We start from the raw sequence: 25036 nt of genomic DNA, 5'->3' as shown, positions 1-25036 counted from the left end.
ATATCCCGGAATTCAGCACTGGCAGCAAAATGACTCACTAATTTACATCACCCACGCCTTATGGCAATGTTGACTATATGCTGTGCAAGTTTATGGGATGGTCCCAATCACTCGCCAGACTAACAATAAAATTGACACCAACAAAGGCAAGCTTCCCCATGAACAGACGCGAAGTTCTCAGATATACCGCCTGGATTACCGGTAGCGCGATATCAGCATCTCTGGCCAGTGTAATTTTGTCCGGCTGTTCAGAGCAGACTCCCGCACCAGACAGCGCGAAAAACATCGATGGCACATCCACATCCAACCTTTTGCACTTTTTTACACCGGAACAATTTACGTTGGTAGCGCTGCTGGCGGATACCATTTTGCCACGTACAGACAGCCCCTCTGCAACCGATGTAAAAGTGCACAGCACACTCGACACTATGCTGGGAAAAGTATTTGACTCCCACTACCAAGCAGCGTTTAAAACCCAATGGTCCGCGTTGGAAATTTATCTGAACCAGCAAGAGTTTTTGCAGCGCTTACCAGCCGCACAAGTAGAAACATTGCAAACGCTTGAGCTGAGTAAGAGCGATGATACAGCGGTTGCAAAAAAAGCTTTGGTGGAATTCAAACAACAAATCATCGCTTATTACCTGACCACAGAAACCGTCGCTAAAACGTTTTTAAATTATCTACCTATTCCCGGTGCTTACAAACCCTGTATTGCGCTGGACGAGGTTAACAATAAAGCATGGGCGCTCTAAAAATGATTAGAACTACTGAAACTGATTTTGACGCAATAGTTATTGGCTCTGGAATCAGCGGCGGGTATGCCGCGATGGAACTGTGCACCAAAGGCTATAAAACGCTGGTACTCGAACGCGGCCGTGCGGTAACCCATGGCGATTATCCCACGGCGATGATGGATCCCTGGGAGCTTCCGCATCAAGACCATGTTCCGCAAGCTGAAATTGCTACGCATTACCAAAAGCAGAATCGCTTGCCCTGGTGGGTCAAACAGGCAAACAAACATTGGATCAACAAAGACGACGAATATCCATACGAGGAAGATGAGCGTTTTGATTGGATTCGCGGCCATCATACAGGTGGGCGCTCATTGATGTGGGGGCGCCAATGTTATCGCTGGAGCGATATTGATTTCGAAGCCAATAAAAAAGAAGGCATCGCCATTGACTGGCCCATTCGCTATTCCGATCTGGAACGCTGGTATGACTACGTTGAAACCTTTGTGGGTGTTAGCGGGCAAAAGGAAAATCTAAAACAGGTGCCGGATGGAGTATTTTTAAAACCCTTTCCACTCAATTGCGCCGAACAACATTTGCGCGAGACGGTGGCCAAGAAATTCCCCGAGCGAGTGGTAACCCCGGGGCGCGTCGCGAATTTAAGTGAGTACAAACCGGAAGTGCACAAGGGGAAACGCGGCCAATGTTTATCACGCGATCGCTGCTGGCGCGGCTGCCCATTCGGCGCCTACTTCAGTAGTTTGTCAGCGACCTTACCGGTCGCGGAAGAGACAGGTAACCTGACACTGCGCCCCAACAGTATTGTGCAGGAAATTACCTATGATCCAGCCAGTGGCCGAGCCACGGGAGTACGCATCAAGGATGCGGAAACGGGTGAACAGCTGGCGATATCAGCGCGAATCATCTTCTGTAATGCCAGCACAGTGGGCACCACCGCCATTTTACTGAACAGCCGCTCGGAATCCTTCCCCAACGGGCTGGGTAATAGCAGTGGCGAATTGGGCCATAACCTTATGGATCATCATTACGGTATGGGTGCTTCCGGCATTTTGCCGGGTCATGAAGATACCTACTATTCCGGCCGCAAACCGACCGGCTTTTACATCCCCCGCTTCACCAATATTGATGAGCAGAGTAAAAAAGCTGATTACCTGCGCGGTTTTGGTTACCAGGGTGAAGCACGCCGAATTAACAATGCGCCAGAGGGCGTTGTTGGCAGTGCACTTAAAGAAGCGATCTTTAAACCCGGTGCTTATAGCGTTCGTATGACTTGCTTCGGCGAAATGCTGCCCTATCACGAGAACCGGATGTATCTCGATTTCAGCAAAACCGATCCACAGGGCATGCCACTGATCACCTTTGACGCCAAGCTGCGGGATAATGAGCATAAACTGCGCGCTGACGGCGTAAAGTGTGCGGTAGAAATGCTGGAAGCTGCCGGCTGTACCAACATCACCTCTTACAACAACGCTACTGCGCCGGGAGCTTGTATCCACGAAATGGGGACTGCGCGCATGGGGCACGACCCCAAAACCAGTGTGCTGAATAAATGGAATCAAATGCACGATGTACCCAATGTGTTTGTGACTGATGGCGCGTGTATGACCAGTTCTGGTACACAGAACCCTAGCATTACCTACATGGCCTTGACCGCGCGCGCGGTAGACTATGCTCATCAACAAATTCTGGCAGGTGCACTCTAAATACAATTGGGCAGGGACCGCCCCTTGTTACAAATCCGCAGACTGACAAATCCTTCACATAAAAAGCATGGTGATGCGTCCGCCCAACAGCTACACTATCACCATGAGCAAACAAGGATTAACGCGCCACATGCCGGGATGCGCGGTCCACTAATCCCAGACCATGATTCTGACCCAGCCAAACACACCTATGAGTAATTCCCCATCCGTTGTCGGTATTATCCTTGCCGGCGGACTTGCCAAACGCATGGGCGGCGGCGATAAATGCCTGCTGCCTCTTGCCGGTAAAACCTTACTGCAACGGACTGTTGAACGCGCCCAGCCACAGGTTGCGTCGCTGCTGTTAAATGCCAACGGCAATAGTTTGCGTTTTGCACGCACCCGCCTGCCGGTCATTCCCGATATTTACCCCGGCAATCTCGGCCCGCTGGCCGGTGTCCATGCAGGACTATCCTGGATGCAATCCACAAATCCAGATGCGGAATGGTTGGCCAGTTTTGCGTCTGACACTCCTTTCTTTCCTGCAGACCTGGTCACCAAATTGTTTGATGCAGCCACTAGCCAGAATGCACAGCTTGCCGTTGCAGCATCCAAAAATCGTACTCATCCAATTTTTGCGCTCTGGCATGCATCACTGCTGGGCAAAATTGAACAGCAGCTACAAACTGGTGATATCCCCCGGTTACAGGATTGGATCAAACAGCAAAAGTTGGTAGAAGTAGAATTCACCGCTGAAGGTTATGATCCGTTCTTTAATATCAATGTCCCGCAAGATCTATACGCTGCAGAACCTCTGGTCGCACTGGTCAAGTAAACTTAGTTCGCGGCTGCAATCGCCCCGCACAATCCAAACTGTTATGCTCTCCCGATCTTTTGCGGAGATTTGACCATGTTTTGGCGATTGTTGTGTGTTGCACAGTTTTACAGTCTGTTAGCAATTTATACCTATCTTGGCCTGACCCCCCACCCTGAAAATTCCATTCCTGTTTTCAACGATTTGCTGATGCATTTTGCCGGCTACTGCGTAGCGGCCATCTCCATTAGTTTTGCTCGGCCAACCTGGCCACTTTGGCAACGCGCCGCATTTTTAATTGTCTATTCAATTGCGATTGAACTCGGCCAACATCTCAATCCACCACGCACTTTTAGTGGCATGGATATTTTGGCTAATGGCAGCGGTGTATTGTTGGGGTTGATGACCGTCGTGTTGCTGGAAAAAACCATTTCGCCTTTTGCAAAATTGCTGTATTGGAAAACCACAGCGCAATTGACTGACATTAAATCCGGAAAATAAAAGGACGGGAGCAATGAGCAGATTATTTACTGCACTCGTTAGTAGCTTAGTCATTTTGATTGCACAACACAGCAGTGCAGAAAACATTGCCCGCACGACAAATAAGACTCAAACACTCGTCGCAGCGGCAGTTGCGCAAACACAGGACAATGTCACTTATAACGGCGCTTACTTTAACATCTCCTACCCAATGGGTGACGTACCCGCACAATACGGCGTATGTACTGATGTGATTATTCGGGCTTACCGTAAACTCGGTATAGATCTGCAACAGTTAGTGCACGAAGATATGCGCGGAAATTTTTCGCTCTACCCCGCAAAAAAGAATTGGGGACAAACCAAAACCGATAGCAATATCGATCATCGCCGCGTACCCAACCTGCAAACTTTTTTTACCCGCCACGGCAAAAAATTAATCGCATCCAGTGAATCGCAAGATTACCAAGCAGGCGATTTGGTCACCTGGATATTGCCCGGCAACTTACCGCACATTGGCATTGTGAGCGATCAATACTCTGCGGATGGCCTACGACCATTAATCGTCCATAATATTGGCGCAGGCCCAAAACTTGAAGACATGTTATTTGACTATACGATTAGCGGGCATTATCGCTACGCGTTATTTTGAATTGTTGATCTAAAAAACCCGCCACTACATCCACGGAGGGTTGCAGCCAGGGATCAAACAACCAAAAGGAATGGGGAGAATCCGGAATTTGCGCAACCTTATATGGAATCCCGAGCGGCTTCATTTTTTCAATCATTTCTTTATGCCCAACACTAAATCGCTCTTGGGCACTGATTAAAAATAAAATCGGCGGAGTATTTTTATTCACATAAAACAGTGGTGATGCCTCGTGCCACAATTCTGTTTTTTCGGCGTAGCGTCCACCAAACCAGGCACCGGCCGCTGACGGATTTTTGCGTGGATCGTCCTCATGGAAACGCGCAGCCTCCGAGGTAAAATCTGATAAACCATCGATATTGACAATCGCCTGTGCGGCGCTAGATATAGAGGATTTTTTTGCTTTTGGATCAAATTTTTCCAATCCATTCGTGACCCCCGTCAAGCTTGCAATCTGCCCGCCCGCTGAACCACCACCCACTGCGATCTGTTGAGGATTCACACCGTATTTTTTGGCATTGTTACGCAACCAGCGAATTGCGGCTTTCACATCGTGAACCGCTGCCGGATATTGCGCCTCTGGCGATAAACGATAACTGATAGTCGCCGCCACATAACCGCGCTCTGCCATACCAATCGCCATAGGTGTGAAATTAGTGCGGAAACCCGCGCGCCAACCACCACCATGAACAAACACAATGCCCGGCTTTTGCTGAATCAACGCAGATTTAGGTAGATACAAATCCAACTGCAACGCGCGCTGACCGTAGCGAATATAAGTGATATTTTTAATTTCTTGCACAGATACAGGAACAGCACGGCTGGCAATATCAATAAAAGGATATTCACCAATCAGTTTTTGGTAAGTCGTTTCAGGAGTATAAGTATTGGCAGGGTCATCGAATCGGGTAATGTTTTGGCAGCCAAGTAAAGCCGCAAACCACACCAAAATTGTAAAATGCAGAATATTGTTAACATGGGTCATCGTTATATCACTCAGCAGAGAAATCAAATGACCGAATAGATGCCGATATAATTTTTTATCTAGTGTAACGGGCAAGATTTGAAAAGCAACACAGGCTAGAAACAAAAAGGATCAGACACAAAAAAGGCCAGCAATTGCTGGCCTTTTTTTAGCTGCACAGTATCACAATAACAAGCGACGCAAGTCACCAATTACCGATACAAGATAAGTCATAAAGCGACCTGCATCTGCACCATTTACTGCACGGTGATCGTAAGACAATGACAATGGCAGCATATTGCGAGAAATAAACTCTTTACCATTCCACACAGGCTTCATTTGCGCACGGGATACGCCCAGAATACCCACTTCGGTAGGTGCAGATACCATTGGGGTAAAACCGTTACCGCCCATAGCACCCAAGCTGGAAATAGTGAAGCAACCACCCTGCATTTCTGCAGGAGTCAATTTACCATCACGTGCTTTTTTGGCGAGCACATTGATTTCATCGGCCAGTTCAAACAAACCTTTTTTATCAACATTGCGCACAACAGGAACCAACAAACCGTTGGGTGTATCTACCGCGATACCGATGTGTACAAATTTCTTGTGCACGATGCTCTCACCATCCTGATGTACAGACACATTGAATGATGGTTCAGCAACCAAGGCTGCAGCAACGGCTTTCACGATAAATGGCAATGGAGTCAATTTGCTGCCGCGCTTTTCTGCTTCAGCTTTCATGCTATTGCGGAAGACTTCCAGATCGGTGATATCAGCATCATCGAATTGGGTGATACGCGGAACATTCAACCAACTGCGGGTCATAGCATCAGCAGTCAGTTTCTTGATTTTGCTCATTTTAACGATTTCGATTTCACCAAACTTGGAGTAATCGACAACGGGTAACGTTGGAATACCTGAACCGCCAAAAGATGCACCGGATTGAGCTGCTTGCACGATAGGTTTAACGTAAGAACGTACGTCATCTTTCAACAGACGACCACGTGGGCCAGTGCCAGAAACTTTGCCCATATCAACACCAAGTTGACGAGCCAGTTTGCGTACAGCTGGACCAGCGTAAACATCACCGGTTTGTGCAACATCAGCAACCGGAGCAGGCGCCGCCTTTGGTGCTTCAGCTTTAGGAGCGGGTGCAGCCGCAGCTGGCGCAGCTTCTGCTTTTGCAGGTGCTGCCGCTGGCGCAGCGACAGCGGCACCGCCAGTTTTAGCCAACAGGCCAATTACAGAACCCTGGGAAAGTTTATCGCCCACTTTTACTGCGAGGCTCACAATTTTACCGGCGGCTTCTGCAGGAATTTCCATCGATGCTTTATCAGTTTCCAATACGATCAATGAATCGCCTGCAGCAACTTCATCGCCCACTTTTACTGAAATTTCGATTACTTCTACGCCTTCAGCGCCGCCGATATCGGGAACAACCATCGGCACTTCGGCAGCAGCTGCGGACACAGGTGCCGCCGCGACTGGTGCTGGCGCAGCAGCGGGCGCTGCCGCTGCAGGAGCTGCAGCTTGCGGTGCCGGAGCAGCGGCGCTGCCTTCAGCTTCTACTTCCAGCAATACTGCATCTTGCGACACCTTATCACCCAAATTCACTTTGATAGCGACAACCTTGCCTGCTTTATCGGCTGGGATCTCCATTGAAGCCTTGTCGGTTTCAAGCACGACAATCGAATCGCCTTCGGCGATCACATCGCCCACTTTTACGGAGATTTCGATAACTTCAACGCCTTCTGCGCCGCCAATATCAGGCACTTTAATAGTTTGAATTGCCACTGTAGTAGTTCCTCGCTAATCAGTTATTTCTACATTTGATAAATGTTTTGGACGGATACAAACAACATCGCCCTCTTTGTGAGAGGGCGACGGTTTTATACGCTCATTGGATCCGCTTTTTCCGGGTCAATGCCAAATTTCTTAATGGCCTTGGCAACCACTTCGGCTTTAATTTTGCCTTGGTCTGCCAAAGATTTGAGTGCGGCAACCACCACGAAGTAACGGTTTACTTCGAAGAAATGGCGCAATTGGGTACGGGTATCACTGCGACCAAAACCTTCTGTACCCAAAACGGTGTATGAGCCAGGAATATAGGCGCGCAGCTGTTCAGAGTAGGTTTTCAGGTTGTCAGTTGCGATAACAAATGGACCGTCGTTCGCTTCGAGTACTTGGGTAACGTAGGGTTTGCGCGGCGTAGCAGTCGGGTTCAACATATTCCAACGGGTAGCACGTTGACCATCACGGGTCAGTTCGTTCACGCTGGTTACGCTCCACACATCTGCTTCAACATCAAAATCACTGCGCAGGATTTCTGCAGCGAAACGCACTTCACGCAAAATAGTACCTGCACCCATCAATTGAACACGATTTTTGGCTTTGCCAGTCCCTTTCTCCAATTGATAGATACCTTTGATAATGCCTTCTTCGGCACCTTCAGGCATATCAGGATGTTGGTAATTTTCATTCATCAAAGAGATGTAATAGAACATATTCTCTTTGTCTTGATACATACGCTTGATACCGTCCTGAATGATCACCGCCAATTCATAGGCATAGGTTGGATCATAGGTGCGGCAATTAGGAATAGTGTTAGCCATAACATGGCTGTGACCGTCCTGATGTTGCAAGCCTTCACCATTCAAGGTAGTACGGCCAGCGGTCGCGCCTAACAAGAAGCCGCGCGCTTGTGAATCGCCCGCTGCCCATGCGAGGTCACCAATACGCTGGAAGCCAAACATGGAGTAGTAAATGTAGAACGGAATCATAGGTACGCGGTAGTTGCTGTAGGCAGTTGCCGCAGCAATCCACGAGGCCATAGAACCAGCTTCGTTGATACCTTCTTCCAAAATCTGACCGGTAGCCGATTCATGGTAAGACATCATTTGGCCAGCATCATGCGGGGTATATTTTTGACCTTCGGATGAGTAGATACCGATAGTTTTGAACATACCTTCCATACCAAAGGTACGGGCTTCATCCGGTACGATTGGAACAATTTGCTTACCGATTTGTTTGTCTTTTACCAGCGAAGACAAAATACGTACAAAGCTCATGGTGGTGGAAATTTCACGCTCACCTGTGCTCTTCAACTGCGCGGCGAATGCATCCAGAGCTGGAGCAACAACGGGATCGAAATCCGCTTTACGCGAAGGCAAATACCCATTCAGCGTATGGCGACGAGAACGCATGTATTGCATCTCTGGACTATCTTCGGCTGGACGATAGTAAGGCAGAGCTTCAAGCTCTTCATCTTTTATCGGCAACTCAAAACGATCGCGGAATTTTTTAAGATCTTCAACGGCAAGTGACTTGGCCGAGTGAGTTTTGTTGATGGCTTCACCCGATGAACCCATGCCATAACCTTTAACAGTTTGCGCAAGGACCACCGTTGGCTGGCCTTTGGTGTTTACGGCATTGTGATAGGCATTGTATACCTTCTTAACATCATGGCCGCCGCGAGCAAGATACAGAATATCTTGGTCGCTCATATCACTCACAAGCTCTAACAGCTCAGGATATTTACCGAAGAAGTGTTCACGGGTGTACGCCCCCCCGTTGGCCTTGTAGTTTTGCATTTCGCCATCGACAACTTCGTCCATGCGCTTTTGCAGCAAGCCAGTTTTGTCTTTTTCCAACAGGCGATCCCAACCAGCGCCCCACAGAACTTTAACTACGTTCCAGCCAGCGCCACGGAATACGCCTTCCAGTTCTTGCACGATTTTGCCGTTGCCGCGTACCGGGCCGTCCAAACGTTGCAAGTTACAGTTGATCACAAAAATCAGGTTGTCGAGCTTCTCGCGCGCCGCGAGAGAGATAGCGCCCAGGCTTTCCGGCTCATCACACTCGCCATCACCTAAAAATGCCCAGACTTTACGGTCGCTGACCGGAGTCAAACCACGCGCTTCCATGTAGCGGTTAAAACGCGCTTGATAGATAGCCTTGATCGGCCCCAACCCCATAGATACGGTGGGGAACTGCCAGTAGTCAGGCATCAACCATGGATGAGGATAGGATGACAATCCACCGCCATTAACTTCACGGCGGAAGTTATCCAAATGGGTTTCGTTCAAACGCCCTTCTACATAAGAGCGGGCATACATGCCGGGTGATACGTGGCCTTGGAAATACACCAGGTCACCTGGGACATCGCCATCGTTACCGCGGAAAAAATTGTTGAAGGCTACATCATACAAAGTAGCGGATGAGGCAAATGAGGCGATATGGCCACCGAGGCCTTCATCGTTGTCATTGGCCTTCATTACCATGGCCATAGCGTTCCAGCGAATAATGGAACGGATCTTACGCTCCATTTTCAGATCGCCGGGATAATCAACTTCTTTGTCGACAGGAATGGTATTGCGATAGGGAGTACGAATAGATGAAGGCTGTTCAATGCCATGGTTAACGGCGGACTCAGACAGTGATTTCAACAACTCAGCAGCGCGGTCTTTACCGGCGTGACGAACAACTGACTTAAGGGCGTCCAGCCACTCTTTTGTTTCAATGGCATCAATATCTTGTAGCATTCAAATCTCCTCAGCTATGCGCGCAGGCGCATATCACGTAGCAGTAGTATCTAATACAGGAATTTGGATCTGGGCATCGCACAAAATTTGCACACCTATTCAAAATGTGCAGAACTTTCATGGAGTTACAGGAGGAATATTCCTTTTACTTGTGTAAAAAATCCCCGAATTCTTGCATAAGTGGGAATTTTTTACCAGCCCTCGCCAATTTGGTAACACTCTGGAGGGGCACAACTTTAGTGCACAAATCGCTGAACCAAGCGTTTCAAATATAGCTACGCTATTAAAAAACCATGTTCGCAACAGGGCTGGCATTATTACCCAAAGTTTTGCGATTCACCAAGCAGTAATCAGTAAAAAGAATGATAATTTTCTTTTGGGGTGCACCAAAAAAAAGCATAAGAATGAATGAACTTGGAGCGAAGGCTTATATATCTCGCAACACATGAATATCAAGGCAGTGCAATGCTTTGCATTTGCTGTTTATGAATCAACAAATCATCGACGAGAAAAAAGTTTTCACTCTCTACCGGCACATCAGAGGTTAACCAGAGACGTCTATTTTTATCCATGAATACCGCCCGATAAAAATTATCAAGTGATTCCGGCGTGATGCGTGCAACAGCATCTGCAAGATCAAGACGACGCGAAAAATGATTATCGAAAGTTGTGATGGCACTCCAGTAACGTTCACCCTGTTCTTTGAGTGAGCGCGCCGGTTCGCGTAATTTTTTAATTAGCGATTGCTGGTTAATAGTAAAATTTTCACCTATTTGCACCTGCTGCTCATCTAAAAAAAGATCGATCTCCTCGATAATTTTTTCTTCCCTAACACTGGGCGACTGCACCACCAGTAAACTATTTTCAAGATTGAGTAGAGGTGCAGCTATTGCAGCCACTACATAGCCCAGCTGCTTTTCGGTACGCAATTGATTATAAAATTCCGGTTGCAGCAACTGCCTCACGAGCATCATATGTGCAGCATCATCAATTGATGTAGAGGGGTTCTGGATTAATAATTCAACCACATTATCGGCATGCTCCACTGGATAGGCATAGAGCCAAGGCTTCTCCAACCCCTTGGGCAGCAGCAATAATTTTGCAGCAGGAAGCTCGCGCCCGGCCTGACGATTCAATAATTCATGCTCAACCAGTACCGCGAGCTTTAATGCCTCCGCGCGAAAATAATTGCCATAAAAAAGTGCGTCCATTTTTGCATCGATTAACTGGCGGCTGGCAAACTGCGCGAATTGTTCCAGTGTTTTATTTTCCAGGGCCGCAATTAACTGCGCATTACTCCAGTAAGGATCAGATTGAAGTACGGGCAATTGTTTGGCAAGCACCTGATAAGGTAAGTCTTTATTCTGATTGCGCCAGGTGCGGAGCAAATCTTCTTTGATAAGCGCAAACCGCTCTCCGTTAAACTTGCTGGTGCGCATAACTTCCATCATTTTATTCATCAGCAATCCCTGACGACTGGAATAACCAAATATACTCAGTTCATAGCCGCGCACATTGGCGGTTATTGTGTGATCTATCCCTGCGAGCCGTGCAGGGTAGGAAAATTCATTGAGCTGATCAGAAACCAACGCTGCAAACAATTGTGCCAGTGCAGCACCTTCTGCACTGGCAGCAACCAAGGGCGACTTGATACGCAAATTAATCAGCGCACGCGGTTGCATAAACTGCTGATCTTGTGCAAACCATACCCGCATATTTTTGTTGCCAAGAATTAACTGTGGCTTGATATCCGCCGTACCAGTTTCCTCCAGCATTGATCCTGATTTAACCGCCAACCGCTTGGGGATAAACAGATTTTTTTCGGGCAAAAATAACTCTTTGCGCACGGCTGGTTTCAAATCCAATAACTCAGGAATACCCGCCCGCACAACAAACGGGGCAGAATAAAATGGCGATACGCGATAAGGTTCAACATCGGGCGCGGTCAATACCAGCAACAGGTTGTCGCTGGTTAAGTAGGATAAACTTTTTTTGATTAGCCTCTCATCGTAAGCAGTGTAAACATAGTCCCCACGCAAAATATCTTTAGGTGCATAGGTTTTCATAGACTCTGCCAATGCGCTAACCGTTTGCATAGGTGGGCGTTTTTCCTGAAAGCGGAATTCCAAATCGGCCAACTGTTGCAGCTCGCTATAGCGCCAGGGAGACAAACCGCGCGGCTGCAGTTGCTCGATGCAGTGAAATACCAGTGACACTATTTGATTGCGCGCACGCACGCCCTGCGGGGTCAATTGGATACTGAGCTGGAATACGGCATCCTTACGACTCTGTAAACCCGTGTTGGCGTAAATGGCCTCAGCCCATCCCAACCGTTTCAACAGAGACAATAAACTCCCCTCTGCTTCATGCCCCAATAAATTGGCAATATAAGCAAATGGTTTTTTTTCGTAGAATTGATCAGGATTGGGAATCGGAAAATTAAATGTCAGCTGGCGCAGTTCTTTTTCCGGCTTGATATCTACACTGGCAGGTAAGCGCTGTTTATCAAACAATGGGGGATAATTATCAGCAATATGAATATCGCGCTTGGGTACCGCACTAAACCGAGCGCGTACACCAGCTTCCAACTCATCCAGATTTTCACGCCCGAGCACCACCAAATTCATCAAGTGCGATGAATAATGTTGCTGATAGAACGCAATCATATCTTCGCGTACCGGATGCCCTTCCCTGTCAGCGAGGGTAGTTAAATTGCCTACTGAAAATTTCGCACTGGGATGTTGAGGATTCATCAGCTCGCGATAAACATCCCATTCGCGGCGCCCGTCATCTTTTAACTTTGCCAAATACTCAGAATTTACCGCGTTGCGCTCGCGTTCGACATATTCAGCGCTAAACAGGGGTGCCACAAAAAATTGCGCAAAACGATCCAGCGCAGGATCTAACTGATCGTTATCGATTTCAAAAAAATAGTTGGTGTTTTCAGCTGCAGTATAGGCGTTAAAACTGCCGCCATACCGGGAGATAAATTCCTGATACTCACCCGCCTGCGGATATTTTTCCGTCCCCAAAAACAACATGTGTTCCAGAAAATGGGCGAGCCCCGCGCGATCCACCGGGTTTTGATTTGCGCCGACGTTAACATCCAATGCAGCAGCTGATTTTTCAGTGGAGGGGTCAGAGATAAGCAGAACACGCAGCTGGTTATCTAACACCAGATAACGATAATTGCGTTTATCGTTTTCACTTTTGATAACACCAGCAGTGGTATTGAGGTCGATTGTTGCATTAAAGATTGAATTTGCGCTACGTTGAACACTGTTCTCCTGCGTGTTGCCGCCCGTTGCACTGCTACCTTGGGCCGACAACAATTGACTGGCAAACAGGCACGCAACTGCCGCTAGCCAGGGAGCACTCGCATTCAGATTAAATCTGCAACACCATTTCACCATAACAAACTCACTTAGCCATCAGTAATTATGCAACTCTCAATTACTGATTGATCAAATTTTCACGCTCTGGCGCTACGCAACAGACTTTTTCAGCAGGTAACAATAGACCGCATCCAACTCTGCAAAGGCTAATAATTCCTGTCCGCTTAACTGTGCATAAGCCTGAAAATCGCGCACTGACCCGGCATCAGTAGCCAGCACTCTCAGCACTTGGCCGGCGGCCATATCGCGCAATGCCTGTTTTGCCTTGAGCAGCGGCAGAGGACAGCGCAAACCACGGGTATCCAACTCACGTGCGACAGGATGGGTAAAGCAGTCGATAGTTTCACTCAAGGCTTGTTACCAGTAGCTAGCACAAAGAACATCTCTCTATAGCCTGCCACCTCCATCAGGAGTATTTATTCCCGCTGAGCAGAACTGGCAATAAGGCTTATGGTCATAAAAGGTTGCTAACCTAGTCTTTACGCGTCAAAAAGGCTAGAGTTATGCCCTATTTTTTTGCCGCCGCACCTATCCGGGCGGGTTCCAGCAGGAGTCAATCAGTACCGTGCCAATGCCTTTTCAGCGCTGCATCTCTACCCTCCACCAACGCCTGCTTGCCCCTGTCGGCCTGGCATTCCTGTTAGTGAGTGGCTTATTCGCCAACCCTTATGCGAGCCATGCCGAGGTAGAACTCCCCAATTTGGGTGATACCAGCTCAATCATGATTTCGCCTGCGCAAGAGAAGATGCTGGGGCAACGCTGGCTCAGAGCCTATCGCAGCCAGGTGCCTACTACATCTGATCCATTAATCATCGATTATTTGGAGCAGTTGTTTAACCGACTAATCCCACACAGCCAACTGGATGAGAAGCGGATTGACCTGGTTGTCGCCGAAAATAACACGCTTAACGCCTTCGCGGTACCCGGGAATATTATTGGCGTGCACACCGGCCTGCTAATGTACGCCAAGACTGAAAACCAATTAGCCGCCGTACTCACCCACGAACTGGGGCACTTGAGCCAGCGCCACTATGCGCGCCGGCTCGAACAGCAAAAGAACATGATGATGCCGATGCTCGCCGGCATGCTGGCGGGTTTAGTATTGGCCGCCAACAGCAATAGCGATGCCGGTGTCGCCGCGATTATGGGCACCCAAGCCGCTGCGCAGCAGGCGTCGCTCGCGTTTAGCCGCCAGAACGAGCAGGAGGCTGACCGCATTGGTATGCAGACCATTGTTGAAGCAGGCCTTGACCCTTACGCCGCCGCCGATATGTTCGAGCAAATGGTACGCGCCAACCGTCTTAATCGCCGCCCACCTGAATACCTGCTCACCCACCCGGTAAGCGAAACCCGAGTGGCTGATGCGCGCAACCGCGCTATGCAATACGTACGCAAACCGGTGGAAGACAATTTGGAATTCCAACTTGTGCGTACCCGTGTAAGAGTAGGTGCTGAAGAGACACCGCAAATCGCTGCCAGAATGTTTAAAAGTGAATTGGAGAAAGAAAGCGATAACCCTGATGCCAGCCGCTACGGACTGGTGCTGGCACTAACGGAAGCCAGCCAATTTGATGCCGCCCGTGATGCTCTCGCCCCACTACTGGAAAAAGATCCCACGCGGATTACCTACCAAATTATGCGCTCCGATATTGAAATCGCCGCCGAGCGTTACAAGGCCGGGTTGGAAATTCTTGAAACACAATTAAAGCAATACCCAGACAGCTACCCCTTGATCATTCGCCACGCCGAAGCTTTGATGAAAGCGGGCATTTATCAACAGTGCGCGGATATTCTGGAACGCTATTCGCGCAAACGTAGTAAGGACGACTATGTGTGGTATCTACTGGCAGAGGTAAACGGTTTGGCAGGAAATATTCTCGGGGTACACGAAGCGCGTGCAGAATATTTTATTTTGAATGGTGTTTATGATCGCGCACAAATCCAATTGCGCAACGCGCTAAAGCTGACACAAGGCAACACTTACCGCACAGCATTGATTGAAGAGCGTTTGAAATATGTAGAAGCGCAAATGCAGGTCGAAGGTTTCTAACGATTATCCACACAGCCATCGTTTACGATGGCTGCTTTATCCAACCCGATTCAACAATCCATTCATCGGCATTAATAACTGCCATTGGCCTGCCAATAAAATAACCCTGGGCTTCATCGCAACCCATCTCACTCAGGCGCGCCAGCAGCGCTTCATTTTCTACGCCTTCTGCTACCACCGTTAACCCTAAATTGTGAGCGAGATGGATAGTGGAATTAACGATCAATTCATCTTGCAAATCTTCCAGCATATTGCGCACAAAGGAGTTGTCGATTTTCAGTGTTTGCACCGGCAAACGCTTGAGATAGGCAAGCGATGAATAACCTGTACCGAAATCATCAATCGCCAAATGTACGCCCAACTCATGCAATGCATCCAAATTGCGAAGTGCGCGCGTTGGGTCGGTCATAATGGAACTTTCGGTAATTTCCAATTCAAGTCGCGAGGCAGGTAACTTGTACTTTGCCAATAAGCGCTCAACCAATTTGGGTATATTGTCATCCATTAAATTGCGTGCCGATAAATTCACCGCAATACTTAACGACATGCCCTGATCTTGCCAGCGGCGGCACTGCTCAATCGCTTTTTCCAACACCCATGCCGTGAGCTGGTGAATTAAACTGGTTAATTCGGCGATGGGAATAAAATCCGCAGGAGGAACAAATCCTAATTCAGGATGAATCCACCGAATCAGAGCCTCAAAACCGTAACAACGCTGCTCGTCCAATAACACTTTGGGCTGGTAATAAAGACACAATTGATTTTCGCGAATAGCACGCCCCAACTCACTCACGATTGCGAGGCGTTTGGTTGAGTGAGGGTCATATTCAGGGCTGTAAATCGACAACCCCAGCATTTGCCCTTTGGCATAGTACATAGCGATATCGGCATAACGCATCAATGCATGATGATCTTGCGCTTGCTGCGGTGATATGGCGATACCGATACTCGCTGAAATTTGTGTGGTAAAACCATCTAGATCAAATTCCTGCGCAAGCGCATCGAGTAGACGATGACCAAATACCACTGCTTGATGGGTACTACGAATACGAGGTAAAAACACCGCAAATTCATCGCCACCCAAACGCGCTACGGTGCCTGGCACTTCGGACATTTCGTTGGCCAAGCGTGGGCCGATTAATTGCAATAAATGATCGCCCACGTTGTGCCCGAGCGTATCATTGATTTCTTTAAAACGATCCAGATCAATTAATAAGAGCGCGCTGATTTGGTCTGCGCTGCGCTGCGCAAAACACTCCTCCATATCAGCATAAAGTTTTTCGCGATTGGGCAAGGCAGTGAGAGAGTCATGAAAGGATTGGTAGCGCAACTTATCTTCGTAACGTTTGCGCGCCGTGATATCTTTGGTGGTACCCCATACACGCTTGAGAAAACCATCTTCCACAATACCCGTGCAACAAATCTGGAAATAATAATTTTTACCGCGATGGTCCTGCCGCACTATATCGTGATCGATCATTTCATATTGGTTGTTAACAAAAAAATGAATATCAAACACATAGTTTGTCGAACCGCTTTCCATCAATCCCATGCCCAAAATATCGTCCAATGAATTGGCACCGAGCATATTTAACAAGACTTTGTTCGCTTCAACCAAGCGGGCACTCTGGGCAATTTTTTTTACTTGTGCCTCCAACTCCAGATTAACCGCAACCGGTGGTTGCATGTCGTAACACCAGATTGCCTCTGAGCTATTGGTGATAAACGCTTTGTAACTGGCTTCGCTTTCCTGCAGGGCATCGCGTGCACTTTTTTCGCGCGATAAATCCTGCAACTGTACCAGCACGCGTTCGGTATTACCCTGCCGGTCGCGGATGGGTAAAAAACTTGCGCGGAAATATAAATTTTTATCGCTGATAAAACGACTGCGATGAATATTGCCCAACGAGTAATTCATCTCCAACGTTCGTATTGCTCCGTCAAAATACACAGCGCGAATCGCGGCATAAAGATCAGGGTCAGAACAGACACGCTTATCGCGCAAAATAGAATAAAAACCAGTGGCACTTTCCGCTTGGCGATGCGATAAATGAAACAACCGCTCCATGGCCTGATTCATATGCAAAACAATTCCATGTTTATCAGTGATCACACTGGGGATTGGGCTCTCGGCAAATAGCCCAGACAAAAACTGCAATGCATATTCATCGCTCGGGCTTGCCAGCCAGTGATGGGCACTGATTACCATTCCCTCAAAACGACGCCCCACTACATCTGACCCCGATTGTAATCGCCCCACAAAACGCACACGTGGCTCGCCGGCGATGCCAACCAAACGCACATCGCATGAACGCAACCGCTGGGTGTCCTGATCCTGGGGATCGGCATTAAAGGATTGGAGAAAAAGGTATTTATCGGCTTTGGGTAAGAGCGATAATAAATCGGAAAGCTGCGCTAACTCCGGGGCAGATTCAGTCAATGATTCAATGAGTTCAGGGGAGATATGTAGATCCCCGCTAATAACATCCGTGTTCCAAGACGCAATGCTGGACGCATCCAACGCGTTTTCGATGGCGAGATCAGCTGGCAATGGGCTTGCCGGGTCACTCGGTGAACTGGAATGCTGCATAGTCAATAAAATCGCCCTATACCCAATTAAGATTCGTCAAATCCAAAGTGTAGACAAGAATTTTTTGAACGCGTCTTAATCAGGCATTAGTTCGCAGTTATTATTATTTATGCAGATTTGTGCGCCATCCAATCTTAATGCAGCGCCAAGCAATCGCCCCACCAGAAACCAGGGAAAAGTATCAGCGAATAACTGTCAATAATGCGGCGGCCGGTCATTGGTAATATCAGTTTCACCAGCCTGTGCCGGGTCGCGCGCTAATTCATCCAGCCGCTGCGCCAGCAGGCGTATTTGCTGTTTCAATTGCACTAGCTCGGCATCTTGTTTAGTGATCACATCATTCAATTGTGCAAGCGTATCTTCCTGATAAGCCACGCGGGTTTGCACATCAATTAATTGCTCTTCGATATCAGACATTTTCCAACTCCAGAATGTGATAAGCCGCATCGATCAAACGCACCGCGCGCTCGTCGATCAATAACCCCTGCCCCATGCGATGGGTCACGTAACCAAAACCCAACTCAAAATCCGGATCTGCAAAACCAATACAACCACCTGCGCCTGGGTGACCAAAGGCACGCGCACCGCGACCGTAGCGACAATCTGCGCGGTCATGTTGCGATAACATAAATCCATGACTAAACCGCAGCGGCAAACCCAGTGTGCGATCATCCTCAAATGTCTGCTGCTGCCAACAGAGTGGCAACACCGATCCATCCAGTAAATGTTGCTGTGCGTTTGCCGGAGCGCTACAAAGAGTGCCATAAATAGTTGCCAAAGCCCGCGCATCCGCGTGTGCACCCGCTGCCGGAATTTGTGCCTGGCGCCATTCGCGTGAATTCGTTGCCGTCATCAAACTGATGGGATTGGAAAACGCGCGATTGGTGACGCCGCGAGGATCAGCTTTCATCAATTTTCCTAACGCGATGCTATCAGCACCCGTCGAGCTGGCCGCTCCCCCCAAAGGGCGTTTAAGCGGGCCGGTGTCGGCAATCGCATCCAGTAAATAATCTGGCACACCGAAGTGACAATTTACTTGCAAAGGCTGGGCTATGCGCGCTTGAAAATAATCATTGAAACTTGCATAGCCGCTAGCGCGCCTGACCAGCTCACCCAAAATCCAACCAAACATAAACGGCGAATAACCCTGCGCGGTGTTAGGTTCCCACCAAGGCATCTCAGCAGCAGCGACTTGGGTCATCAAGTCCCAATTAAAAATTTGTTCGTTGGGAATATGCTGATGAAACGCTGACAAACCCGCGCGATGACACAACAACTGGCGCAGCGTAATTGCGCCTTTATCGGCATATACAAACTCCGGCCAGATACTGGCAACCGGCTCATCCAAGTGCAACTTACCCTCAGCTACCAATTGCAAAATACAGAGCGCAACCAGCCCTTTGCCTGCCGAAAAAATATTGACGAGCGTATCCTCGCTCCACTCAACCTGCTCCAACCCCGCCAGCTTATTGCTGCGTTGCCCAGCCCAAATATTCACCACCAATTTACCGCGATGTACAAGCGCCAAACCGGCCCCCTCCTCGCCTTGGGTAAAATTAGCGGCAAAGGCATCGATAAGCTGTTGCCACTGTGGCAACCATTGGCCGTTTATTGTCATAGATCGATCTCTTTAAAACGCATTTTCGGTAAAAAAGTTGCGCGCATTCTACCAGTGCCCGAGGTTAGAATTGGCAGCTTGTTTCCCGTGAGCCGTCATCATGAACAAAGATAAAAACTCCCGCCTCGTCTATTCCACCGAGACTGGCCGTATCAAAGACGAAAAACCTGCAGCAAGTACTCCGCAAGGCGATGGAATAGTGCGCATCCGCCGCGAGACTGCCGGCCGAAATGGCAAAGGTGTCACCACCATTACAGGCGTGCCACTCGATGAAGCCAAATTAAAAGACCTCGCCAAAGCCTTGAAAGTCACCTGCGGTGTGGGTGGGTCTTTGAAGGATGGAATAATCGAAATTCAGGGCGACCAGCGAGATAAACTCAAAGCCGAGCTGGAAAAGCGCGGCTTCACCGTGAAATTGGCGGGTGGCTGATCGTGGACGAATTCCCCTTTGATCCCCAACTGCTCAAAGAATTAGTCACCACACCCATGCCCTATGGTAAGTACGCAGGCCATGTGATAGCCGATATTCCCGAACATTATTTGATGTGGATGGGACGCGAAGGCTTCCCCAAAGGCAAACTCGGGCAGCTGCTGGGGTTGATGTATGAAATCCGCCTGAATGGTTTGGAGCCCTTGCTCAAACCACTGAGATAACGCTGGCCTATTTATTGCAAAACCCCTGTCAACGAACCAAAACCGCCGTTTTTCTGACAGAGGGGCATTAGCAAATGAATAACGAGCTTTTTCTACAATTAACTGACACTTCCCTGAAGATTGGTCTGGGTGCTCTTATTGCCGCCGTTACCGCATGGATTGTCCTGCGCAAGGCTAATCAGCAGCCAGCCACCAGCGCGCGCGACAACCGCCGCCTGCAAATTCTGGAGGAGGTTTCCACCCAGGTAGGCACGGTTACCCATATCTTCGCCAAGTATTCGTCGCTGGTCGTAGAATCCATCCAATTTGGTGAGCGCTGGCCGCAGGCACGCCGCGTTGAGCTGGATGCAGTCAATACCGAATTGGTGGCCGAATTTAAAAAACTGGCCGAAGCTGAAGCAAAATTATTGATGTTGGGCGAGAAGAATCTGGAGCGTAGCCTGCGTTTGTACGGTGCCAAAATTGCGGTCTACCGCAAGCAGGTTTACATCGGCCGCAAGGATATTTCACTTGAGCAAATCACCGCCCTGAAAAATACCATCGTGCAAGTCCGTGAACAGTTCTACGATATGCTCAGCCGCAAATACGACCGTTTATTGGCTAGCGCCTAACCGCCAAAAACCAGTCGGCAAAAAATAGACTACGCCCGCTCTTGCGGGCGTAGTTGTTTGCGACTGGTAATTCCCGCCTTGGGATTGTTATCCTACGCGATTGCCCCCCCATTTGAATAATCACAGGTTTATTGGCTATGTCTACCAATCCATTCTCTGGTCTTTGGATCGATGTCCGCACTACAGACGAATTTAACGCAGGTCATATTGAAGGTGCAGTGCATATTCCCTACGAAGAGATTGCACTGCGCATTAGCGAGGTGACCGCCGATAAAAATGCCGTAATTCATTTGTACTGCCGCTCAGGAAATCGCTCCGGTATTGCACAACAAACTTTACGCGCAATGGGATTTAATCATGCTGTGAATGAAGGGGCATACGAGGCGCTCTTGCAGCAATGAGTTCAATGCTGAGCCCATCCGCTTACAAATTCTGAGCGGGCCCCTGCTCAACTACCAAGATCAGTCCTCCATATCTACATCGCTAGAATATTCGTCACTTGAATAGTCTTCACTGGAAGAGTCATCTGGCTCTTCCTGAGCTCTCTGCACAAACAGGTCACGATCATTTTGATTAAACACTTGGGTAAACCTTGCCTGCGAAATGTTGCCGTAGTACTGGAAAAGATTCTCCATATAGGGGTCCCAATTTGCATGCGGGTTTTGGCAGAAATTATGGTATCGCTGGAAGTACTGCATGTGTGGCTGGGTAACCGCACCATTGTAATTAGGTGCTGCGGGCATACCATTCAGGGGATTCAGGGAATTATGTGTTATATCGGCAGCTTTCCAATTTGCTGGCGCGATCCCGTTAGGGGCTGATATATCCAACTTGGCAGTGATATGACCCCCTGCAGGTCCAGCCTGCGCCGCAGATGTCAGATCGACAAATACCTGTTGTCCACCCACCGCCTTTTGATAATCGGGGCGTGAGTTCGCCAATGGATATTGGGTCGCCCAACCAAGTCCGGGAGCGAGCTGGTTTAGCTGTTCCTCAACACAATACCCCCACATAGCAGCCGTCGGATTAGCCATATAAGCCGCTTGGGTTGGCGTATGTACGTACCCCATTGGGGGGTTGGCTATTCGATTCTGCGCCGTGACTTCAGCTGCAGCTATTTGGCCGTCAAGATTTGCAATTTCATTAAGTTCATTAGGCCCCGGGACATAAGTAGCACTCGGAGATACTAACATCTGAATAGTGTCAGAGGCCGATTGAAGAGGATTTACATGCTCCCGGTTAGGTTCACGCGCGGATGCCCCGGGGATAGACTGTTTCTGCGCAATGATTGATGACCGGATTGACGCCTGTACTTTACGCTGTGTCACCTTCAGAGGGCTGGAAGACATCATGCCTTGCAGCTGTAATTGCGCAGTTGAACTGGTACGTTTATCGTCAAATTGCGTTATACCAGCCTGCGGCCCTTGCTGGTTCTGCACATTTTGGACAGGCGTGCGGTCTGCATTACTATATCCCATTATCAAGCCTCGATTACCAAGTGATTCTTGCCATCGGCTTTGAAGCCTACCAGATAAGTCGCCAGTCCAACATAACACCGGGTTTCACTATTAGCGCTGTATAGGCGCGCAGGATTCTGGGACAATGGCTACTTGATTCTTACCCAGCGCAGTACCGAAGCATGAACAGCACCGCCAAACACCTTTTTTCCTACCCAAAACCCAACATCCATAGCCAGGCTAAAACCTACAAGCCAGCCCCCTTTCTGCCGATGAGCCGTGCAGAGATGGATAAACTAGGCTGGGAAACCTGCGACATTATCGTCGTCTGTGGCGATGCCTATGTGGATCACCCGAGTTTTGGCATGGCAGTGATTGGCCGGTTTCTCGAATCCCAAGGGTTTCGCGTGGGGATTATCGCCCAGCCCGACTGGCGCAGCGCCGAGCCATTCAAAGCCCTCGGCAAACCCAACCTGTTTTTTGGCGTAAGCGCGGGCAACATGGACTCCATGATCAACCGCTACACTGCCGACCTTCGCCTGCGCTCGGACGATGCCTATACTCCCGGCGGCCAAGGCGGTAAACGCCCCGACCGCGCAGTAACCGTATACAGCCAGCGCTGCAAAGAAGCCTACAAAGATGTGCCGATTGTGCTAGGTGGAATCGAAGCCAGTTTGCGTCGTATCGCACAGTACGATTACTGGAGCAATGAAGTACGCCGCTCGGTATTGATCGACGCCACTGCGGATATTTTGCTGTACGGCAATGCCGAGCGTGCGATTGCCGAAGTGGCGCATTCACTCGCCGCCGGCAAAAGCATTAAAGAACTCGACAGTATTCGCGGTACCGTGGTTATCAAAAAAGAACCGCCCGCTGGCTGGACGGAAATTGATTCCACACGCATCGATTGGCCGGGTAATATCGATAAATTGCCTAACCCCTATGAGTACCAACATAACGCAAAATCCGTAGTGGATGCTGCGCAAACGGATATCAATAACTCGCAGATTGGCTTGCGCCAACTTGATCCGGAAAAAATGGCGGAGCAAATTGCGACATTGAATCCGGAAGCAGCCGAACAACTCGCTGTTAATCAATTAAATACGCAAGGCTGCCCCGCACAAGGTATTGAAAGCGAAAAAGCATTCGACCCCAATGAACCGCAGCCAATTCGCATTATTCCCATGCCGTTGCAAAACCGCAGTGAAATGATGGATGCGGAAAAAGTGTACGTGCGTCTGCCCTCCTTCGACAAAGTAAGGAATGATCCGATTTTGTATGCGCATGCATCGCGTGTTTTGCATCAAGAAGCAAATCCCTACAACGCGCGCCCGATGATTCAAAAACATGAAAACCGCGAAGTCTGGATTAACCCGCCACCAATTCCATTGGAAACCGATGAACTGGATGGCGTATTTGATTTGCCTTATGCACGCGTGCCGCATCCGGTTTATGGCAAGCAAAAAATTCCCGCCTACGACATGATTAAAACCTCGGTGAATATCATGCGCGGTTGTTTTGGCGGCTGTACCTTTTGTTCCATCACCGAACATGAAGGCCGTATCATCCAAAGCCGTTCGCAGGAATCAATTCTCAAAGAAATTGAAGATATCCGCGATAAAGTGCCGGGCTTTACCGGCCATATTTCTGATTTGGGTGGCCCTACGGCGAACATGTATCGCCTTACCTGCAAAGATATGCCGACGCTATCCAAATGCCGTCGTTTATCGTGCGTGTATCCGACTATTTGTAAAAATTTAACCACCAGCCACAAATACACCACGAATTTATATCGTGAAGCGCGCAAAATTCGCGGTGTAAATAGAGTATCCGTTGCTTCTGGTTTGCGCTATGACCTCGCGGTGCTCGATCCCGAATACGTAAAAGAACTAGTGACCCACCACGTGGGCGGTTATTTGAAAATTGCACCAGAGCACACCGAAGAAGGTGTGCTCTCGCAAATGATGAAACCGAAAATGAGTAGCTACTACGAATTCAAACGCATGTTTGATAAATTTTCAAAAGAAGCGGGTAAGGAACAATTTTTAATTCCCTATTTTATCGCAGCGCACCCGGGCACGCGCGATGAAGATATGCTCAACCTTGCGCTCTGGTTAAAGAAAAATAATTTTGAAGTAGACCAAGTGCAAACCTTTTATCCATCGCCCATGTCATTGGCGACAGCGATGTATGTGAGCGAGCGCAATCCACTGAAAAAATTAACCTACAAGAGCGGGAAGATTAATATTCCGCGCGGCATAGAACAGCGTCGCCTACAAAAAGCGTTGCTGCGTTACCACGATCCAGCCAACTGGCCGATTATCCGTGAAGCACTGCGCGCCATGCGTAAGCCACACTTGATCGGTAGTAGTGCCTCAGCATTGATCCCGGATGAACAGGCGGATGCACGCAACACTGGTCGCGGCCACAGTCCGAACGCACGTGTGCAAGGAAAACCAGCGGGCAAGCCCGCTACAGGTAAATTCACGGGCAAGACGAACAACCACCAAGCTACTGCCAAAAGCGCAAGCAAACCTGTAGCAAAAGCTTTTGGCGATAAATTTGAAAGCGCCAAAAAATTCAATGCCCAAACCACCGCACCTAAAGGCGCTGGCGCACCAGTAAAAAAGGAATTCACAGGCACTAAGGCGGGCAAGCTACAGCTCATTAACAAGCGCCCTTCCGGACAAAACCCGCGGCATAAACCTGGTGCACCCAAGAAATAATACTCGACCTGCTTTGTACAAATGGATTTGTGCAAACTAGCCAGTTTCTATTC

Annotated in this window: 20 protein-coding genes; 11 read left to right on the top strand and 9 right to left on the bottom strand. The window is 48.8% G+C overall.

The window, feature by feature from the left end; all coding sequences use genetic code 11:
• Positions 1 to 158: 158 nt before the first annotated feature.
• From J2X05_RS09365 to J2X05_RS09345, 5 genes are all read left to right on the top strand, one after another.
• Positions 159 to 752, top strand: coding sequence for a gluconate 2-dehydrogenase subunit 3 family protein (locus tag J2X05_RS09365; protein ID WP_310071721.1), 594 nt, complete (start codon positions 159 to 161; stop codon positions 750 to 752).
• A gap of 2 nt (positions 753 to 754) precedes the next feature.
• Entirely contained in the window at positions 755 to 2455 is a 1701-nt protein-coding gene (locus J2X05_RS09360) for a GMC oxidoreductase (RefSeq protein ID WP_310071719.1), read from the top strand.
• A 190-nt stretch (positions 2456 to 2645) separates the two neighbouring features.
• The gene (mobA, locus tag J2X05_RS09355) at positions 2646 to 3269 is read left to right on the top strand and encodes a molybdenum cofactor guanylyltransferase MobA (RefSeq protein WP_310071717.1); all 624 of its coding nucleotides are present in this window, start codon (positions 2646 to 2648) and stop codon (positions 3267 to 3269) included.
• Between the two features lie 75 nt (positions 3270 to 3344).
• Positions 3345 to 3749 (top strand): VanZ family protein, encoded by a 405-nt coding sequence (locus J2X05_RS09350; protein ID WP_310071715.1) that lies wholly within the window; start codon positions 3345 to 3347, stop codon positions 3747 to 3749.
• A gap of 13 nt (positions 3750 to 3762) precedes the next feature.
• The gene (locus tag J2X05_RS09345; protein ID WP_310071712.1) at positions 3763 to 4377 is read left to right on the top strand and encodes a DUF1287 domain-containing protein; all 615 of its coding nucleotides are present in this window, start codon (positions 3763 to 3765) and stop codon (positions 4375 to 4377) included.
• On the opposite strand, the gene J2X05_RS09340 is transcribed toward J2X05_RS09345, so the two are convergent.
• The 5 genes from J2X05_RS09340 to J2X05_RS09320 all read right to left on the bottom strand — a co-directional run bounded on the left by J2X05_RS09340 (position 4346) and on the right by J2X05_RS09320 (position 13628).
• Positions 4346 to 5359 carry an alpha/beta hydrolase fold domain-containing protein gene (locus tag J2X05_RS09340; protein ID WP_310071710.1) on the bottom strand — a complete coding sequence of 338 codons (1014 nt, stop codon included), beginning with the start codon at positions 5357 to 5359 and terminating at the stop codon, positions 4346 to 4348. The two genes, J2X05_RS09345 and J2X05_RS09340, sit on opposite strands and share 32 nt — an antisense overlap.
• A gap of 162 nt (positions 5360 to 5521) precedes the next feature.
• Positions 5522 to 7135 carry a dihydrolipoyllysine-residue acetyltransferase gene (gene aceF, locus J2X05_RS09335; RefSeq protein ID WP_310071707.1) on the bottom strand — a complete coding sequence of 538 codons (1614 nt, stop codon included), beginning with the start codon at positions 7133 to 7135 and terminating at the stop codon, positions 5522 to 5524.
• A gap of 95 nt (positions 7136 to 7230) precedes the next feature.
• The gene (gene aceE / locus J2X05_RS09330; protein ID WP_310071705.1) at positions 7231 to 9882 is read right to left on the bottom strand and encodes a pyruvate dehydrogenase (acetyl-transferring), homodimeric type; all 2652 of its coding nucleotides are present in this window, start codon (positions 9880 to 9882) and stop codon (positions 7231 to 7233) included.
• A gap of 452 nt (positions 9883 to 10334) precedes the next feature.
• Positions 10335 to 13295: an insulinase family protein gene (locus J2X05_RS09325; RefSeq protein ID WP_310071703.1), complete on the bottom strand. Its 2961-nt coding sequence runs from the start codon at positions 13293 to 13295 to the stop codon at positions 10335 to 10337.
• A gap of 72 nt (positions 13296 to 13367) precedes the next feature.
• Positions 13368 to 13628, bottom strand: coding sequence for a sulfurtransferase TusA family protein (locus J2X05_RS09320; protein ID WP_310071700.1), 261 nt, complete (start codon positions 13626 to 13628; stop codon positions 13368 to 13370).
• 220 nt (positions 13629 to 13848) lie between these two features.
• Here J2X05_RS09320 and J2X05_RS09315 point away from each other — a divergent pair, with 220 nt between their 5' ends.
• Entirely contained in the window at positions 13849 to 15327 is a 1479-nt protein-coding gene (locus J2X05_RS09315) for a M48 family metalloprotease (RefSeq protein WP_310072527.1), read from the top strand.
• A gap of 22 nt (positions 15328 to 15349) precedes the next feature.
• On the opposite strand, the gene J2X05_RS09310 is transcribed toward J2X05_RS09315, so the two are convergent.
• The 3 genes from J2X05_RS09310 to J2X05_RS09300 form a co-directional block, all read right to left on the bottom strand.
• A complete protein-coding gene (locus J2X05_RS09310) occupies positions 15350 to 17917 on the bottom strand; it encodes a sensor domain-containing protein (protein ID WP_310071698.1) in 2568 nt (855 codons plus the stop codon).
• A 195-nt stretch (positions 17918 to 18112) separates the two neighbouring features.
• Positions 18113 to 18334 carry a SlyX family protein gene (locus J2X05_RS09305; RefSeq protein ID WP_310071695.1) on the bottom strand — a complete coding sequence of 74 codons (222 nt, stop codon included), beginning with the start codon at positions 18332 to 18334 and terminating at the stop codon, positions 18113 to 18115.
• A complete protein-coding gene (locus tag J2X05_RS09300; RefSeq protein WP_310071692.1) occupies positions 18327 to 19535 on the bottom strand; it encodes a serine hydrolase domain-containing protein in 1209 nt (402 codons plus the stop codon). Before J2X05_RS09300 ends, J2X05_RS09305 begins: the two co-directional genes overlap by 8 nt.
• 100 nt (positions 19536 to 19635) lie before the next feature.
• Here J2X05_RS09300 and yciH point away from each other — a divergent pair, with 100 nt between their 5' ends.
• The 4 genes from yciH to J2X05_RS09280 all read left to right on the top strand — a co-directional run bounded on the left by yciH (position 19636) and on the right by J2X05_RS09280 (position 21201).
• A complete protein-coding gene (gene yciH, locus J2X05_RS09295) occupies positions 19636 to 19965 on the top strand; it encodes a stress response translation initiation inhibitor YciH (protein WP_310071689.1) in 330 nt (109 codons plus the stop codon).
• Between the two features lie 2 nt (positions 19966 to 19967).
• Positions 19968 to 20189, top strand: coding sequence for a DUF3820 family protein (locus J2X05_RS09290; protein ID WP_049629270.1), 222 nt, complete (start codon positions 19968 to 19970; stop codon positions 20187 to 20189).
• Positions 20190 to 20263: 74 nt separating this feature from the next.
• Complete coding sequence (locus tag J2X05_RS09285; RefSeq protein WP_310071686.1) at positions 20264 to 20800, top strand: energy transducer TonB; 537 nt, start codon at positions 20264 to 20266, stop codon at positions 20798 to 20800.
• Between the two features lie 137 nt (positions 20801 to 20937).
• Positions 20938 to 21201 carry a rhodanese-like domain-containing protein gene (locus J2X05_RS09280; RefSeq protein ID WP_310071683.1) on the top strand — a complete coding sequence of 88 codons (264 nt, stop codon included), beginning with the start codon at positions 20938 to 20940 and terminating at the stop codon, positions 21199 to 21201.
• Positions 21202 to 21261: 60 nt separating this feature from the next.
• Here J2X05_RS09280 and J2X05_RS09275 read toward each other — a convergent pair whose 3' ends face one another.
• Complete coding sequence (locus J2X05_RS09275) at positions 21262 to 22278, bottom strand: hypothetical protein (RefSeq protein WP_310071680.1); 1017 nt, start codon at positions 22276 to 22278, stop codon at positions 21262 to 21264.
• Between the two features lie 161 nt (positions 22279 to 22439).
• Between J2X05_RS09275 and J2X05_RS09270 the strand changes: the two genes are divergently transcribed.
• Positions 22440 to 24983, top strand: a complete 2544-nt coding sequence (locus J2X05_RS09270) for a YgiQ family radical SAM protein (RefSeq protein ID WP_374725267.1) — start codon at positions 22440 to 22442, stop codon at positions 24981 to 24983.
• Positions 24984 to 25036: the final 53 nt, after the last annotated feature.

It is taken from the genome of Cellvibrio fibrivorans, assembly GCF_031457055.1.
GTDB classification, from domain to species: domain Bacteria; phylum Pseudomonadota; class Gammaproteobacteria; order Pseudomonadales; family Cellvibrionaceae; genus Cellvibrio; species Cellvibrio fibrivorans.
Note: the sequence above shows the minus strand (reverse complement) of the source record. Positions and strands in the feature narration are given on the sequence as shown.